Annotated in this window: 17 protein-coding genes and 1 other annotated feature; of the genes, 5 read left to right on the top strand and 12 right to left on the bottom strand. The window is 35.9% G+C overall.

Annotated elements, in window-relative coordinates:
- Positions 1 to 29: 29 nt before the first annotated feature.
- The 4 genes from X953_RS08335 to X953_RS08320 all read left to right on the top strand — a co-directional run bounded on the left by X953_RS08335 (position 30) and on the right by X953_RS08320 (position 3,804).
- On the top strand, positions 30 to 1,253 hold the full coding sequence (locus X953_RS08335) for an ABC transporter permease (protein ID WP_040955159.1): 1,224 nt from the start codon (positions 30 to 32) through the stop codon (positions 1,251 to 1,253).
- Positions 1,250 to 2,389, top strand: coding sequence for an ABC transporter permease (locus X953_RS08330; RefSeq protein ID WP_040955158.1), 1,140 nt, complete (start codon positions 1,250 to 1,252; stop codon positions 2,387 to 2,389). The genes X953_RS08335 and X953_RS08330 overlap by 4 nt, the downstream gene beginning before the upstream one ends.
- Positions 2,376 to 3,047 carry an ABC transporter ATP-binding protein gene (locus X953_RS08325; RefSeq protein WP_040955157.1) on the top strand — a complete coding sequence of 224 codons (672 nt, stop codon included), beginning with the start codon at positions 2,376 to 2,378 and terminating at the stop codon, positions 3,045 to 3,047. The genes X953_RS08330 and X953_RS08325 overlap by 14 nt, the downstream gene beginning before the upstream one ends.
- Positions 3,048 to 3,180: 133 nt before the next feature.
- Positions 3,181 to 3,804 carry a lytic transglycosylase domain-containing protein gene (locus X953_RS08320; RefSeq protein ID WP_040955156.1) on the top strand — a complete coding sequence of 208 codons (624 nt, stop codon included), beginning with the start codon at positions 3,181 to 3,183 and terminating at the stop codon, positions 3,802 to 3,804.
- Between the two features lie 84 nt (positions 3,805 to 3,888).
- Here the strand turns inward: X953_RS08320 and X953_RS08315 are convergent, their stop codons facing one another.
- Together X953_RS08315 and X953_RS08310 are read right to left on the bottom strand one after the other, a co-directional pair.
- Positions 3,889 to 4,974, bottom strand: coding sequence for a M42 family metallopeptidase (locus X953_RS08315; RefSeq protein WP_040955155.1), 1,086 nt, complete (start codon positions 4,972 to 4,974; stop codon positions 3,889 to 3,891).
- Between the two features lie 81 nt (positions 4,975 to 5,055).
- Entirely contained in the window at positions 5,056 to 5,541 is a 486-nt protein-coding gene (locus tag X953_RS08310; protein ID WP_040955154.1) for a dUTP diphosphatase, read from the bottom strand.
- Positions 5,542 to 5,737: 196 nt separating this feature from the next.
- On the opposite strand from X953_RS08310, the gene X953_RS08305 reads away from it, so the two are divergent.
- On the top strand, positions 5,738 to 6,130 hold the full coding sequence (locus tag X953_RS08305; protein WP_040955153.1) for a hypothetical protein: 393 nt from the start codon (positions 5,738 to 5,740) through the stop codon (positions 6,128 to 6,130).
- Positions 6,131 to 6,286: 156 nt separating this feature from the next.
- Here the strand turns inward: X953_RS08305 and X953_RS08300 are convergent, their stop codons facing one another.
- The 10 genes from X953_RS08300 to nrdR all read right to left on the bottom strand — a co-directional run bounded on the left by X953_RS08300 (position 6,287) and on the right by nrdR (position 15,623).
- Positions 6,287 to 6,898 carry a TVP38/TMEM64 family protein gene (locus X953_RS08300; RefSeq protein WP_040955152.1) on the bottom strand — a complete coding sequence of 204 codons (612 nt, stop codon included), beginning with the start codon at positions 6,896 to 6,898 and terminating at the stop codon, positions 6,287 to 6,289.
- An 88-nt stretch (positions 6,899 to 6,986) separates the two neighbouring features.
- Positions 6,987 to 7,256 (bottom strand): DUF1294 domain-containing protein, encoded by a 270-nt coding sequence (locus X953_RS08295; RefSeq protein WP_040955151.1) that lies wholly within the window; start codon positions 7,254 to 7,256, stop codon positions 6,987 to 6,989.
- 69 nt (positions 7,257 to 7,325) lie between these two features.
- On the bottom strand, positions 7,326 to 7,682 hold the full coding sequence (gene rplT / locus X953_RS08290) for a 50S ribosomal protein L20 (RefSeq protein WP_040955150.1): 357 nt from the start codon (positions 7,680 to 7,682) through the stop codon (positions 7,326 to 7,328).
- Between the two features lie 68 nt (positions 7,683 to 7,750).
- On the bottom strand, positions 7,751 to 7,948 hold the full coding sequence (rpmI, locus tag X953_RS08285; RefSeq protein WP_019376737.1) for a 50S ribosomal protein L35: 198 nt from the start codon (positions 7,946 to 7,948) through the stop codon (positions 7,751 to 7,753).
- Positions 7,949 to 7,979: 31 nt separating this feature from the next.
- A complete protein-coding gene (gene infC / locus X953_RS08280; protein ID WP_040955149.1) occupies positions 7,980 to 8,483 on the bottom strand; it encodes a translation initiation factor IF-3 in 504 nt (167 codons plus the stop codon).
- A gap of 68 nt (positions 8,484 to 8,551) precedes the next feature.
- Positions 8,552 to 8,677: a sequence feature (ribosomal protein L20 leader region), on the bottom strand.
- 800 nt (positions 8,678 to 9,477) lie between these two features.
- A complete protein-coding gene (thrS, locus tag X953_RS08275; protein WP_040955148.1) occupies positions 9,478 to 11,421 on the bottom strand; it encodes a threonine--tRNA ligase in 1,944 nt (647 codons plus the stop codon).
- 329 nt (positions 11,422 to 11,750) lie between these two features.
- Positions 11,751 to 12,602 carry a sporulation protein YtxC gene (ytxC, locus tag X953_RS08270; protein WP_040955147.1) on the bottom strand — a complete coding sequence of 284 codons (852 nt, stop codon included), beginning with the start codon at positions 12,600 to 12,602 and terminating at the stop codon, positions 11,751 to 11,753.
- Positions 12,603 to 12,821: 219 nt separating this feature from the next.
- On the bottom strand, positions 12,822 to 13,748 hold the full coding sequence (dnaI, locus tag X953_RS08265) for a primosomal protein DnaI (protein WP_040955146.1): 927 nt from the start codon (positions 13,746 to 13,748) through the stop codon (positions 12,822 to 12,824).
- Between the two features lie 21 nt (positions 13,749 to 13,769).
- The gene (locus X953_RS08260; RefSeq protein ID WP_040955145.1) at positions 13,770 to 15,104 is read right to left on the bottom strand and encodes a replication initiation and membrane attachment family protein; all 1,335 of its coding nucleotides are present in this window, start codon (positions 15,102 to 15,104) and stop codon (positions 13,770 to 13,772) included.
- A 36-nt stretch (positions 15,105 to 15,140) separates the two neighbouring features.
- Positions 15,141 to 15,623, bottom strand: coding sequence for a transcriptional regulator NrdR (gene nrdR, locus X953_RS08255; protein WP_040955144.1), 483 nt, complete (start codon positions 15,621 to 15,623; stop codon positions 15,141 to 15,143).
- Positions 15,624 to 15,642: the final 19 nt, after the last annotated feature.

Below are 15,642 nucleotides of genomic sequence, written 5' to 3'. Positions count from 1 at the left end.
AATTAATTTTCAGGATTGGAAGTGCTTGTATGCATTTCATAAGAAACATCATCTTATTTGTTACTAATAATGCAAGATACCTTAAGAGGAAGTGGCTATCACTTCCTCTCCTTTTACTTCTCCCCATTGTGATCATTGGTTTAGTAATTACGATTACCATCTCTTTTTTTTCTCCCTCGGAGACCGTCCCCATACAAGTTGGATTAGTGGATCTAGAGCAATCCAAAGAAACACAATTAGTAGTTGATTTAATTGAAGAGTCTTCCCAACTAGGTTCTTTTATTCGTCTAAAAGGGATGGAAGAACAAACTGCCGAGGATGCCATTCAATCAAATGATTTAACTGCCTATATAGTTTTTCCAAGCAACTTTACTACAGATTTATATAAAGGCAATTCCGTCACAATACCAATAATCGGAAACTCCTATAAACCTATTGAGAGTCATATGGTTAAGGAATTAATTGAAAGTATTACAAGACATATACGTGCATCTCAAGCAAACATATTAACTATAAATCAATACGCAAAAAATATGACTATCGATGATAAAACGAGAAACGATTTAGTATTTGAGCAATTTAAAGAGTTCCTATTTTATACAATTGGTAAGGACAAAATTGTTTCAGAAGAGAAGATTTCTAATCAAACAACATCTGCACCCCTGCATTATTACGGATTAGGTAGTTGGTTTATCATTTTCACCTTATGGATGTTGGGTATGTACAGTTTATTAGGGAAAGAAGAGACCCCTCTTTTAAAAACCCGGATGAGATTATATGGGGTTTCCGAGATCCAACAGTTGATCGCAAAAATAGTGGTTACAGTACTTTTCAGTTCTTTATTAGCGGGTATACTTTTTCATGGTTTAAATCATTTGCTTACTTGGAGCATATCACTGGAAAATATAATACGAATTATCCTTATCAGCTTACTATACGGTATAATATTTTTGGTTCTGTTGGCTTTCGTGGAAATAATTATTTCATCAGCAAAAATACGATTGCTGGTCCAAGCAGGATTGACAGGATTTATGTTGCTTATCAGCGGGGCGCTTATACCTACAATCTATTTTCCTTTAATTATACAAGACATCCTGCAATACAGCCCCTCCACGGAGGCTTTTTATTGGCTTCAGCAAACTGTACTCGAACAACGCTTATTTGTTGATTATTTACCTTTATTCGTACTCATGTCAGCAGTAATTTTAGCTCTTATAGGAGTGGCACAAATAAAGGAGCGTACATATTTATGAAAGCAATCTTAACCACTCGTCTGCTTTTCTGGAAACGTCAAAAAGGAATGCTTCTGTTTTGGATGTTATTACCGATCATATTAACTTTCAGTATTATAATGGTAATAGAAACTGCTCAAGGAAATGGAAAAATCCCTGTAGGTATTGTACTACAGGAGAAAACAGATTATACAGATCGATTGCTCAAGGAATTAAACAACATCTCTTCCTTGCAAGTTGAGGTATTGACAGAAGAAGAAGCATTGCACCAAATTGAAATTCATAAGCTGGACAGTGCCTTTATAATTAAAGAAGGTTATACAGAAAAAATATTAAAAGGAAGCAGAAATAGATTAATTTCAGGAATTCGATCCGATTTATCTTTTGGCTATACACCCGTTTCTGAAGCAATTCAGTCAATTATTCAACAGGATACCGGACGCGTTAAGGCTGCGTTTACGGTTCAACAGCTTAGTAAAGTATATGATTCCAGTTCCACCTGGACAATTGATGAAATCGTGAAAAAAAGTAAAGAAATAGAGAAGCAGCAGAATTTACTTCAAACTTCCTTTTCTTTCACAACGGCGGAAGAATCTCCTGTTGAAAAGAAAAGTTCTCTAGTAAATCCATGGGGATTATGGGCGATTTTTAGCTTTTTATCTACGCTTTTACTATATGATTGGTTGATCAAGGAGAAGACCTCTCCTATCTATAAACGTTTTACCTTTACTAAATTTTCTTTTAAAATGTATGCCATACAAAATAGCTTTATTTATCTGTGCTTATTTCTTTTATTTGATATAATCACTGTCAGCTTGTTCACTATATTTCTTACCGAGCCTATTTCCCTTACCTTTATTATAAGTTTGGTTATGTTTCGTCTGACTCTAATAATGGCTGCTTTTACACTTGCTCTATTATTCAAAAATGCTTATTTATATTATGTTTTTTCATTTTCTTTTTCTTTAATTGTGGCGATAACAAGCGGAAGTATTATTCCAATGGATAGGCTTCCTGAGAAAATTAGCGTTATTAATTCACTTCACCCGTTACAGCCCTTCTTGCATAATGAAATAGGGTTTTTGTGGTTCATTCTGCTATCTGCAATTGTTATATTTTGGCATGGAAGAAAGGGGAAATCCGATGCTCACTATTGAATCATTGTCAAAATCGTATGGTAAAAAACAAATTCTGAACAGTATCTCATTATCTATTGAAAAAGGGGAGATCGTTGGGCTGGTAGGAGAAAACGGTGCAGGTAAATCTACTTTAATTCAACTACTAGCTACAATTGATAAGCCAACTACAGGGGCAATTATATTAGAAAATAGCAATTATGACAGCCATAAAAAAGAAATCAGAAAGCAAATCGGCTTTGTTCCACAGGAATTAGCATTATGGGAGGAATTTACAGTAAGAGAAAATATGGTATTTTTTGAAAAACTATCATGGATAAGAAAATCAACAGCTGAGTTAAAACAACTTTGTTTAGACATGAATCTTGATAAATGGGATGAACCTGTACACACACTATCAGGTGGAATGAAGCGTAAATTGAATTTAGCTATTAGCTTAATTCATGATCCTCTCCTTTTATTGCTGGATGAGCCTACTGTTGGAATTGATCTGAAGTCACGTAAAGAGATAGGTAATTATTTACAAGTACAGGCGAAAAAGTATGGGAAAATTGTTATTTATATCTCACACGATATGGATGAAATAACTTCTCTTTGTGATCGGGTGGTATGTATTGGAGATGACCCATTTTATCAAAACATTCTAGCCAAAACCAGGATGGAATTAATAGTATTTTAGAATAGGCAATATATAATGTAAGCAGGCAGCAAATAAAGTATATGAAATAGTTTAAATCATATTGCTTAAATGGATTATTATAGTAAAATAGATAATAGTAATACTAACCCTATAAGAGCGAAGGGGATTGACAATGGAAATTAGCGTTTTGCAGCAGATGATTCAACAACAAGCCATGGCTATGATTACATCCGGAAAACAAAGTACAAGCAATAATAATGCATTTGCAGACTTGGCGTTCAAGCAGCTATTACAGGAAAAAATTAATAATGCAACCAACTATAATAATTCTTATATGCAGCAGAAATACATACCTTCATCCGTACATACTACCTACCCGATTACCGTACTGCCAGAGTACAGTTCCAGCACAAAAGGAGGCACTGATTCTATTCATGCCTATATTAAAAATGCTGCCAGCAAATATGGCGTGGATGAAGGCCTTATTCATGCTGTTATAAAAGCCGAATCAAACTATAATAATGAAGCGCGAAGCAATGTCGGTGCACAGGGGTTAATGCAATTAATGCCTGCCACAGCCAGAGGTTTGGGAGTAACTAACCCTTATGATGCGCAACAGAATATAGAGGGCGGTACAAAATATCTAAGCCAAATGCTTCAACGGTACAATGGAAAAGTGGAACTGGCGTTAGCAGCATACAATGCAGGACCAGGTAATGTAGACAAATATCAGGGAATACCTCCATTTAAAGAAACACAAAATTATGTTTCAAAAATAATGAGGTCCTACATGTAGTAAAATGCAAAAAGCCGAACTTTATTCGAATCTATGACAAGATTTCGAATCAGTTCGGCTTTTTTGTACTAATTTAATACGTATTTACGCAAGCACAATATCTTTAACAGTATCTGAGTCAAGCTTCTTAATTGTTTCTACAATAAGTTTAACTGCATTTTCGAAGTCATCACGGTGTAAAATAGCTGCATGTGAATGGATATACCTTGTTGCTACAGTAATAGACAAAGAAGGTACGCCATTTGCAGTTAAATGGATAGATCCCGAATCTGTACCCCCACCTGCCATAGAAGCATACTGGTAAGGAATATTGTTTTCATCTGCCGTATTAACTACCAGGTCCCGCACTCCTTTATGTGAAATCATGGATGCATCGTAAAGTATAATTTGTGGTCCTTTTCCTAGTTTACTATCTGCTTCGTGATCGGAAATCCCTGGCGTATCACCTGCAATTCCAACATCTACCCCAAAACCAATGTCAGGTTTAATTTTATGTGTTGATGTGCGAGCACCACGTAGGCCAACCTCTTCTTGAATGGTTCCAACTCCATATACGATGTTAGGATGGTCTACATCTTTCAATTGCTTCAAAACCTCAATGGCAATTGCACAACCAATTCGGTTATCCCATGCTTTAGCGAGTAACATTTTTTCATTCTTCAATTGGGTAAACTCAAAATATGGCACAATTGAGTCTCCTGGTTTTACACCAAAATTTTCAGCTTCTTCTTTACTTGAAGCGCCAATGTCAATGAACATGTCTTTAATATCTACAGGTTTTTTGCGAGCTTCAGGTGATAGGATGTGTGGAGGCTTTGAACCAATTACACCAGTTACATCTCCATTCTTACCCATGATCGTAACACGTTGGGCAAGCATAACCTGACTCCACCAGCCACCGACTGTTTGGAAATAAACGAATCCTTTGTCATCGATACGGGTTACCATAAAGCCAACTTCGTCTAGATGACCAGCAACCATAATTTTCGGTCCATTTTCTTCACCAGTTTTCTTCGCAATTAAACTACCTAAGTTATCTGTAAACACTTCATCAGCATAAGGCGTAATATACTTCTCCATAACGTCTCTTGCTTCTTTTTCATTTCCTGGTATCCCTCTTGCATCCGTAAGGTCTTTCAGCATGGTTAATGTTTCATCTAATTTTGCCATATGTACTAATTCCTCCCTTTATCTGTCATTTCTAATTATAAACTCTTTTTAAGAAATAATAAAATATTTAGTATATCTTTCCTAGTACCCTGTATCCTGGCGTTTGAAATTCACTTCGTTTTTTTGTAGATAAGCACTTTGAATATCCTTTTCATTGAAACCAAGCAACTTACCAAGCTGAAGATAGCTTTCAAACATCACTTGATAATTTGCTTCTGTTGGAAAAGAGTGAAATTGCGTACATGCTTGAAAAACTTTTATAAATTGCTCTGTTTCTGTATATTTGGGTGCAGTTTTTTCTTCAGACATATAATAAAAATCATTTTCTATACCAAGAGACAATATAAAATGAATACCATCTACGTATTCTTCCAGAATAATGTGTTTTTCATTCCTTGGCTTTTGACTCCAAAATTTAAAACAACGGGTTTCATTCGCCAGCTCACCGAGCTCTACCAATAACGCAAGATGTTTTTCTTGAAATACATTTTTGTTTTCTAAATTGTTCTTCTCTTCAATATAACGATCCAATTCCTTTTGCATATTATATAGTTGTTTCCAATCCAATGACAGATCCCTCTTTTTCTCTTTTTACTGATTGTATCACGGATGGAGAAGCAGTTATAGTTTAAACCAGCTAGAGGCTTTATACTTTCTCACTCCTCCAATTTTTAATAAAATAATAGTAAATGTACTTAATATGAAACCTTCTGTTCAGGTCATTCGTATAAAGAGTAATAAATAGCAGGGAGACGTGTCAGATATGATTGTTGTCTTATTTAGAATCCTTATATTGGTTTCCATTGCCTTATTAATATACACTTGGGTGCAATACTACAGAAATCCCCAGCGAAAGCTACGACTTGCTAAGGAATCTAAAGAATTTTATTTCGTTGATGAAGCAAATAATAGTAAGAAAAATCTTCAGTTTGTATATAAGGGATGCCTTTTTGAAGGGGAAAAATATCTTGGTACAACCGAAGATTCCTTTGAAGTGGTCAATATCAACATTACTGTTAACGATTCTTTGGAACTTCGTGGCTTAACCAGAGATGATTTGTATTTTCTTGAAAATGAAATTTTACTACGTTATCCCTATGCTAAAATTACTTGGAAACACCCTATAAATAAATTACTACTCACAACTTTAGAGTAAAAAAACTCATCCAGTACGGATGAGTTTTTGTGTAGGAACAATGCATTTAATACCATTCCTATTATTAAGTTAGCCATATCTAGTTCGAGGTACTTCTTACCCTTATGGCTTTAGCAATAACTCTACTTGACAAAGTGCGTTGTTACGATTGCTTGTTTAGGCTTGTCGAGGGGAAGCAAGGCGCTTGCACTTTTGTTCTGCATTAACCTGGAAGAAATCCTGCCACTTAATATTAATTTCTTTTCTTCTCAGGAGATACAATACAGGGAGCAATAATAAAAGAAATAGAAAGACGGTTATTGGGGTTAGGTTAGATATCCAGCCTCCCACTGAAGTATATACAAATGCAATAGGAATATTAGATAAAAGGGATGATTTCGTATAATCCTTAAAACTCGCCGATATTTCAAGTAAGCATAAAGATAATAAATGAAAATGTATAAACGGTACAAGACGGAGTAATGCAATTTGTGGTGTAGTCAACTCTCTGTTCTTTCCAACTATTTTTTGCTTTACAGAGAGTAACTTTTTTGAGGTCCTCGGCATCCATCTAATTACAAAATAGAAAATGATACTTGATAAAGTAATTCCAATTAATGAGTAAAGCGTTCCCGCTAGAGCTCCAAATAGAACTCCTCCGGTAATACAGATAAACACAACTGGCAGGAAAAATAAAGGTCTTAGTAAATGAAAGCTAATGAACAAGATAGGAGCAAACAGCCCACCTGTTTCAATGATTGTCATAAGATGATTACCAAGCATCTCCATTCTATTCCTCCCCATTCCCTAGCTGAATTTCCAAGCTGCATATCACCTCCTTCTAATCTATATGACAATAGACGAGCCTTTATGACATCTAAAAAAATAAATATATAACACTAATTATATTTACTACTAGTAAAATAGGAATCCCATATTGAAATGATGTGTGCTTCGTTTTATGGCGAAAAGACTTCATCCCTAGTAGGACACCCAAAGCTCCTCCCAATAGTGATAATAACCAAAATGTCCTTTCAGGTATACGATACTTTTTCTTTATCGCTTTTTGTTTATCCATTCCCATCAGTATATATGTAAAAATATTTACCCCTCCGAGGTAAAATAACACTCCACTTAGTTCGCTCATTCTCCCGGCTCCTTAGTAAAAGAGACTAAATCCTTCATTCACATGAAGAATTTAGTCTCTTTTGATCTATTACTTTACAGCTGTTTTTGCTTTTTCTACTAATTGAGCAAAAGCTTTTTCATCATTAATAGCAAGATCAGAAAGCATTTTACGATTAATATCAACACCTGCTACTTTAAGACCGTGCATCAATTTGCTATAAGAAATATCGTTCAAGCGAGCAGCAGCGTTAATACGAGAAATCCATAATTTACGGAAGTCACGCTTTTTCTGTCTGCGGTCACGATAAGCATACTGACCTGATTTTATCACCTGTTGTTTTGCTGTTTTGAATAATGTTCTTTTCGAACCATAATAACCTTTTGCTAATTTAAGGACGCGTTTACGACGTTGACGCGTTACTGTTCCACCTTTTACACGTGGCATATTAATTCCCTCCTAATACAAGTACAATCTGATTTTATTATTTAAAATAGTTTTTTTAAAAGCCGACCTTATTTATAAGGAAGCATTGTTTTAATGCGTTTGAAATCTCCAGAAGATACCATTGCAGATTTACGAAGCTTTCTTTTTTGCTTTTGGGATTTATGTGCAAACATGTGGCTTGTGTAAGCATGTGCACGTTTTAATTTTCCCGAACCAGTTTTTTTAAAGCGTTTTTGAGAACCTTTATGGGTTTTCATTTTAGGCATGTTGATTTCCTCCTAGTATAGACTTGAATGATTATTTTTCATTTAATGGAGCCAACATCATAAACATGTTACGGCCTTCCATTTTTGGTTTAGTTTCAATTGTCGCTACATCTTTCACATCTCCAGCCATACGGTCCAAGACTTCACGGCCAAGTTCCTTGTGCGTAATTGCACGACCACGGAAACGCACTGCAGCTTTAACTTTATCACCTTTTTCCAGGAATTTTCTAGCGTTCTTCAGTTTTGTTTCATAATCGTGTTCGCCAATTCCTGGTGTAAAGCGTACTTCTTTAACATTAATGACTTTTTGTTTTTTACGAGCTTCTTTTTCTTTCTTTTGCTGTTCAAAGCGATATTTTCCATAGTCCATGATTCGACAAACTGGTGGTTTTGCATTTGGAGCCACTAAAACCAGGTCAAGGTTTCTTGTCTGCGCAATTTCCAATGCTTCCTGGCGTGATTTCACCCCAAGCTGATCACCATTTGAATCGATAAGACGTACTTCTCTAGCACGAATCTTCTCATTGACATTCATATCTTTGCTAATAGCCAGCCACCTCCAAATTATTTTTGAGCTGATCATCATTGACAAGCGAATATTTTGTCATTAAAAAAGTGTCGGTACATACTGCACCCACACGTCTCCAATAATATATTAAAAGAGTTCAGAACCAGTCAACTACCAAAAGGTGTCGATCAGGTGAGAAGCGGGTGCTTCTACTTGTCTCAGATCATTTAATTTTTCCAACCTATTTATAGTAACATGTTGGTTGTTTCTTGTCAAACATACTTTGCATGTATGCTTAAGTGAATAATTATAATATATCTTCTTTGCGGCCTTTAGTCAAGATAAATGGGTTAATAGTAATTTTTCTTAAGTAAAACTTTACACTTTGTACTTTTAATGCAAATATTGGAATATCAATATTTTCTCGTACATTCATAGTAAGAGTAAAATGTGAACTAAAGTATATTTCAATTTAAGGAAGCGGATGGACCATTGATTTCCGCTTTAGTGGGACGCTTTCCACCGGCATGGCTTCAGCTGCTTCCTTCGCTACGCTCCGTCCAGGGTCTTCAGCTCATGCTATTCCGGTAGGAGTCGCCCCCTTCCGCTCCAATCAATTTGTATCTGCTTTCAAATTTCAAATGCCGATTAGGCTTTTCACTTGTACTTGAAGATGTTATGCAAGCTTTTTCCACCCACCTAATACTAAAGCCATTATTGCTGAAATTAAGCGGAGGAAAATACGGAGACTTCTGGGGGAGATGAGGCATAGGTGAGACCCCGGAATGCGTTAGCATGAGGAGGCTCATCAGCCGCCCCCGAAAAGCGCAGTGTTTTCCGTAGCGGTGGTGTAATCAGATTCAATATTTCAGTGAACTTTCCAGCAACTCAGTTATTTTTCATACTCTAAAGACGAAAAGTAAAGTCGGAGTTTATCTTTTTTACCTGATCATTGGCTACTCACATGTAAATTAAAACCTAAAGAAAGCCCGGGCAGTTATTTACTGCCTGGGCTCTTTATCTATCGTTTATTTAATATTTTTTCGTTTATTTCTTTATTAATTAATGTTTCAAATTCATCATATGCTATTGTTTCTGAAATTTTTTCACCATAACGACGAACATTAACTGCATTTTCTTCAATTTCATTGTCACCAAGAACTAAAGCAAAAGGAATCTTTTGGGTTTGTGCCTCACGTATTTTGTATCCAATTTTCTCGTCACGCTCATCGATGGATACCCTGATATTTTGTAATCTTAATTTATCAGCAACTGATTTTGCGTAATCCAAATGAACTTGTGGTGATACAGGAATTACCTTCACTTGCACTGGTGCAAGCCAAGTTGGAAATGCCCCCTTGTACTCTTCAATTAAAAAGGCTACAAACCTTTCCATAGTAGATACAACCCCACGGTGAATGACTACTGGTCGATGTTCTTTTCCATCTTCACCAATATAAGTCAAATCAAAACGTTCAGGTAAGAGTACATCTAACTGCACGGTAGATAAAGTTTCATCTTTTCCTAATGCTGTTTTGACTTGGACATCAAGCTTCGGTCCATAGAATGCCGCTTCTCCTTCTGCTTCCACATACTCCAAATTTAATTCTTCCATTGTTTGTTTTAAAGTGGATTGTGTTTTTTCCCACATCTCATCATTGTCGATGTATTTCTCTTTATCTTCAGGATCTCGATAAGATAGACGGAAATAGTAATCATTAATTCCAAAATCCTTATATACACGCTGAATCAGTTCAATTACCCGAACAAATTCATCTTTCAACTGATCAGGTCGGGCAAAAATATGTGCATCATTCAGAGTCATAGCACGTACACGTTGAAGACCAGCCAATGCCCCACTCATCTCATAACGGTGCATTGTGCCTAATTCCGCAATCCTTACAGGTAATTGACGATAGCTCCATAATTGATTTTTAAATACCATCATATGATGTGGGCAATTCATCGGACGCAACACTAATGTTTCGTTATCCATTTCCATCGGTGGGAACATATCCTCCTGATAATGCTCCCAATGCCCACTAGTCTCATATAACTCTTTGCTTCCTAAAACAGGTGTATAAACATGGTCGTATCCTAGCTTTTCTTCAACGTCTACAATATACCGCTCAATTGTCCGTCGTATAGTAGCCCCTTTTGGCAACCATAGCGGCAATCCTTGGCCTACTTTTTGAGAAACTGTAAAGATATCCAGTTCTTTACCAAGCTTTCGGTGATCTCTTTCTTTTCTTTCTTCAAGAATCCTGAGATACTCATCCACCTGGCTCTGCTTTTCGAATGCAGTTCCATATATACGTTGGAGCTGTTCATTATTGCTATCGCCACGCCAATAAGCACCAGATATGCTTAGCAATTTAAATGCTTTAATTTTATTTGTTGATGGCACATGAATACCTCTGCATAAATCAAAGAATTCACCTTGTTTATAAATGGTCACCTGTTCATCAGCCGGTATAGCATCTATTAATTCAAGCTTAAGATGGTCATCTTTGAACATTTCCCTGGCTTCGTCTCGAGAAACCTCTACTCTAATAATATCAAGACTTTCATCCACAATTCGTTTCATTTCCTTTTCAATTTTAGGAAGGTCATCTGGAGTAATTGTATGCTCCATATCCATATCATAATAAAATCCTTCTTCGATTACAGGTCCAACACCAAAATCTACCTCTTTATAAAGCCTTTTAATAGCATGTGCCATCAGATGTGCTGTGGAGTGGCGCATTACTTCAATACCTTCTTGGTTTTTATACGTTATAATTTCAATTTTGCCACCTGTTTCCAACTCACGTCTTAAGTCAACAAGCTCCCCATCTAGTTTAATAGCAACTGCTTGCTTTTTTAAACCTGAAGAGATAGACCCAGCTATTTCCTCACCTGTTGTACCTTTAGGGAATTGTTTTTCTGCTCCATCTGGAAAAATAATTGAGATGTCTGCTGCCATTTATATTCACTCCTTTTTCAATTAAAAAACGCCCATCCCTCTGCTTCTTAGCAAAGGGACGAGCGTTGGTCACGTCGTGGTTCCACCCTAATTTCCGTAATAGTTACGGCTTTGGTATCTTTAACGCAGATTAGTCGCTGCTATTTACTAACATTCGATAGCAGAGTTCAAAGGTGGTAATTAATTGAATGTGATGCGGAAGCTTCCAGCCAATGACTTCCTTCTCTAGTCCATCCAGGAACAATTAATTCTGTCCTTCTCCATACTTTTAAGTAATAGATTTATAATGAGTATTATAGCCCTACAATGTTTTAAAATCAAGTCTTTATTCACTGTTTTTTGATTTTATAAAGAAAAGGAAACTTTCTATAAGGAAAAAGACTGGCTCTTTCTTGAAAAACATTTATTACTGTCAATGTTTTTGGGTCATCTGGCTTATCGCCATAGATATTTACCTTTGCAGGTGCCATTGCAATCAAAGGAGCTAAATTCATTTCCTCTTCGTCTAGACCTACCATGTACAACGGTTCCTTTTGCATGATGCTATGAAGGTCTATAGGGGACATACTTTTCCCGTCAGAATAATAAAATGCGAAAGACTCCCCTTGCAATACATGTATTTCTGTTATTATTGGATCTTTTTTAGTAATATATTCGCGAAGCATATTAACAAATTCCTGATGTTCTTCCTCTCGCTTAAATTCATCAATGGCTAATCCAACATAGTAAACAAGTTTTTCCTTAAATTTCTTTAAACCAAACTTAACGATTGAATCAAAATGGATTGTAGCTATATTTTTAAAATTTGCTATGAACAAAGACATTAATAATTTGTTCGGATCCTTGTCTTTCCTAACTTTCCTACTGTCTTCATCATCACCTTTTACTATCCATTGGGCCAGATCCAATATACGTTCCACTTCGTCAGTATTCGTGTAGTAATAATAATTATAAATAATTTCTTTTAAACATGACCTTAAACGATATTTAATAAACACATCTACCATTGCCCGAGCATTTGTCTTGGCTAAATCATCTGCAGGAGCGCTTTTATCAACACATAGATGATTCCCCCAATCTTCATTTCTTTTCCAGTACAATTCAATATGCGGATCATAATAAAACAAGCGGTCACAAAAGAAGCTTACTTCTTTATCAGTTTCTATATAAACCTCCAGCAATAAACATCACCCTCACCCAACACCGAACTGTTACATTATATGGACAAAGATGAGAAAAAATGAATAATCAGGAAAACTAGTAAATGAAATTAATAAAAAAGCATTGCCCTGCAAGTAAATAAATTTCTTCATAGTAGGACGAGGCAAATTTATACTTATCCTTACAAAGAAAGCTGGTAAAAAACAATTCATTTGTTTTTTTACCAGCCCTTTAACATACTAGTTTCTTCGATTTTTTCCATTTATTTCTACTTCCTTACATACTTGTTTCATTCGCTCAATGATTCTACCAGCCTTCACTAATTCTACTCCACCCCTGGTAGTGGCAAGATGCTTCTCCAACTGATCCAAGCTATAATTGGAAGTAAAGAATACCGGAAGACGTTCCATCATCCTGTATTGAAGTATCGAGCCTAGAATTTCATCACGGAACCAGGCTGATTGCATTTCAGCTCCAATATCATCAAGCATTAGAACATCCGCTTTTTTGAAGAATTCAACTTTATCATTAAAAGAATCATCTTTCATGGAGGCTTTTATTTCTCTTACAAATTCAGGCATATATATGAGCGTAGAAGAAACATTAAATTCTTTTAATTTATTTGCTAGTGCTCCCAGAAAATATGTTTTCCCAACTCCAAATGGACCATAAAAATAGATCCCCTTTTGAGGAATTCCACTTTTTGCCTGGTCAACAAAGTAAAGCAATTCACGCACGGCATTGCTTCTTTCCGGATTACTATCGATATCAGCTATGGTAGCTTCCATAATTTCTTTAGGCATATATAGACTCTGGATAAGCTTTTGTTGCTTCTTTTGTTTCTCATAGTCAAGTCTACTATGGCACTTCTCATAAGATAAATGTATTTCATTATTTTCCACATGTAAAATCGGTGAGTACCCTTGAAGCATATTTACACACGAATCAAATGATTTACACGCCGTACATTGCTTGGTCTGTGATTTATACTCGTAAAGCTTTATTAAATTTTTATCAATCTCTTTTTGAGTTAGCTGTGGATGTAGAGAAAGAAATTCTCTGATCTCAGGATCGTTAACTACTTCCTGTTTAACACGGGCATAGTTATCCTTAAAATTTTCATTCTCTCTCATCCATTTTTGTAAAGCTGTTTGTACAGGTTTCATAAAAATCATCCTTGAGACAAATTATTTTTCATTACTAACAGAGTACTGACGAAGCAATGCTTCTATTTCCTCCTGTTCTTTCTGCTTGTCTACTCCACGTATATCCTCTGATTCTGTTGATTTTTTCTTATTCCTGTCTTTAAACCAATCCGGAATTACTTCAGTAGACTTGTTACGATAAGAATTATTCTGAATGCTCTTCTGTTTTCCTTGATATCGCTCTTTTTCTTTTTTTGCAAACTCCATTGCATCTTTTGCAGTTTGTAAATTCGCTCTGGACCAATGGCTTGCTATTGTCTCGATATACGCTTTAGAAAGCTTCATATTCGATTGTAACAGCACATAATGAATTAACACATTCATCACTGGAGACGGGAGCCCTTGTCTTGTCATTACCTCGCGGATCACTTTCATATCCTGTTCAGAGGCCTGATTACCATTTGATAAATCTTCCAGCAATTGTTTAGGGGAAATTGTTTCGAGCTCATAAATTAGCTGTTCTTCTTTTGTGAGTGGCCTATTACGAACCGTTTTCTCTCTATTTTGTTTTTCTGTTAATCTTACGGGTTGCTGGTTATTCTTTGTTTTAAATAAATCATGACAAGCACTTTTGAATTCTTCCTGATTTAAAATGTTGTCTTCGGAAAGCGCCCATAAGACTGATTTTTCCACTTCAAATGAAGCAAGATCATATAAATTCATCATTTGCATTATTAGTTTGCGATTCTCTTTTGTTAAAACTCTGTTAATCGGGATCATTCGTTGTTTTAACATATTTTCCATCCAGGAGAAATCTAATTGTGACAATTGTTGTTCCTGTTCCTCCAAGGGTTGGTTAGTAGGGGATCCTTCCATCGTAGGTGTGAATGTTTGAAATACCTCGTTAAAAGATGCTGTTACTTCAACACCTGTTTGCCTATCCTTTTTCTTGGAGAAATGCTTTTCTAAAAGGGAGTATTTCTCCTCACCAATATGATGATATAGGAGTTGTGTAAGCATGGCATCATTAAAAAAGCCAGCAGGGGAAAAAGGACTTTGTAATTGGTATGTATATATAGTTGCCTGGGTCGTCTGATTAACATAAGTTTTCAGTAACCCAATAGCTTCTAACTTTATCCTTGACCGGTATACCTCGTCCAACGGCAAATTTAAATAATTCATCAACGTATGGTGTGTTTGCGGCGTATTTGAAGTAAACATTCTTTCATTTAAAAGAGTTTGAAATAATGAAATCGCATGAATACCGATTAAAGGCTGATACAAATGTGTTAAAGAGAAGGTATATTCTGTTGGCAAGTCATTCTTTAATTCGACAAAATATCCATCAACCGGTAATATTTTTCCGATGTAATTCATAGATCTCTAACCCTTTCCATTGCTTATATTTACGTCCTAATTATTCTCTTTGTTCGGTTCTTCTTTATCTGTATTAATCAGTTCCTTAAGCTCATCTAGAAAAACAGTAATATCTTTAAATTGACGATACACAGAAGCAAACCTTACATATGCTACCTCGTCTATTTCAGATAAACGGTCCATAACCATTTCACCAATTTCCTTACTGTCTACTTCAGATAAACCAGTATTGCGCAGTTCTCTTTCCACATCCAATACGGTGGATTCTAATTTTTCAAGTGGGACAGGACGCTTTTCGCAAGCCTTAATTAAGCCTCTAATTAATTTTTCTCTACTAAATTCCTGTCGGGCTCCGTCTTTTTTCACTACGATTAACGGCACTTCTTCCAAACGTTCAAAGGTTGTAAAGCGAAACCCGCATTGTTCGCACTCCCGACGTCTACGGATAGCACTACCTTCTTCAATTGGGCGTGAGTCTAAAACTTTTGTACTTTTATTACCGCAATTTGAACATTTCACGTTGTTCAACCCCATTCAT

Source organism: Virgibacillus sp. SK37 (genome assembly GCF_000725285.1).
In the GTDB taxonomy this organism is placed as follows: Bacteria; Bacillota; Bacilli; order Bacillales; family Amphibacillaceae; genus Virgibacillus_Q.
The sequence above is the reverse complement of the archived record's forward strand: the minus strand, read 5'-3'. Positions and strand labels throughout refer to the sequence as shown.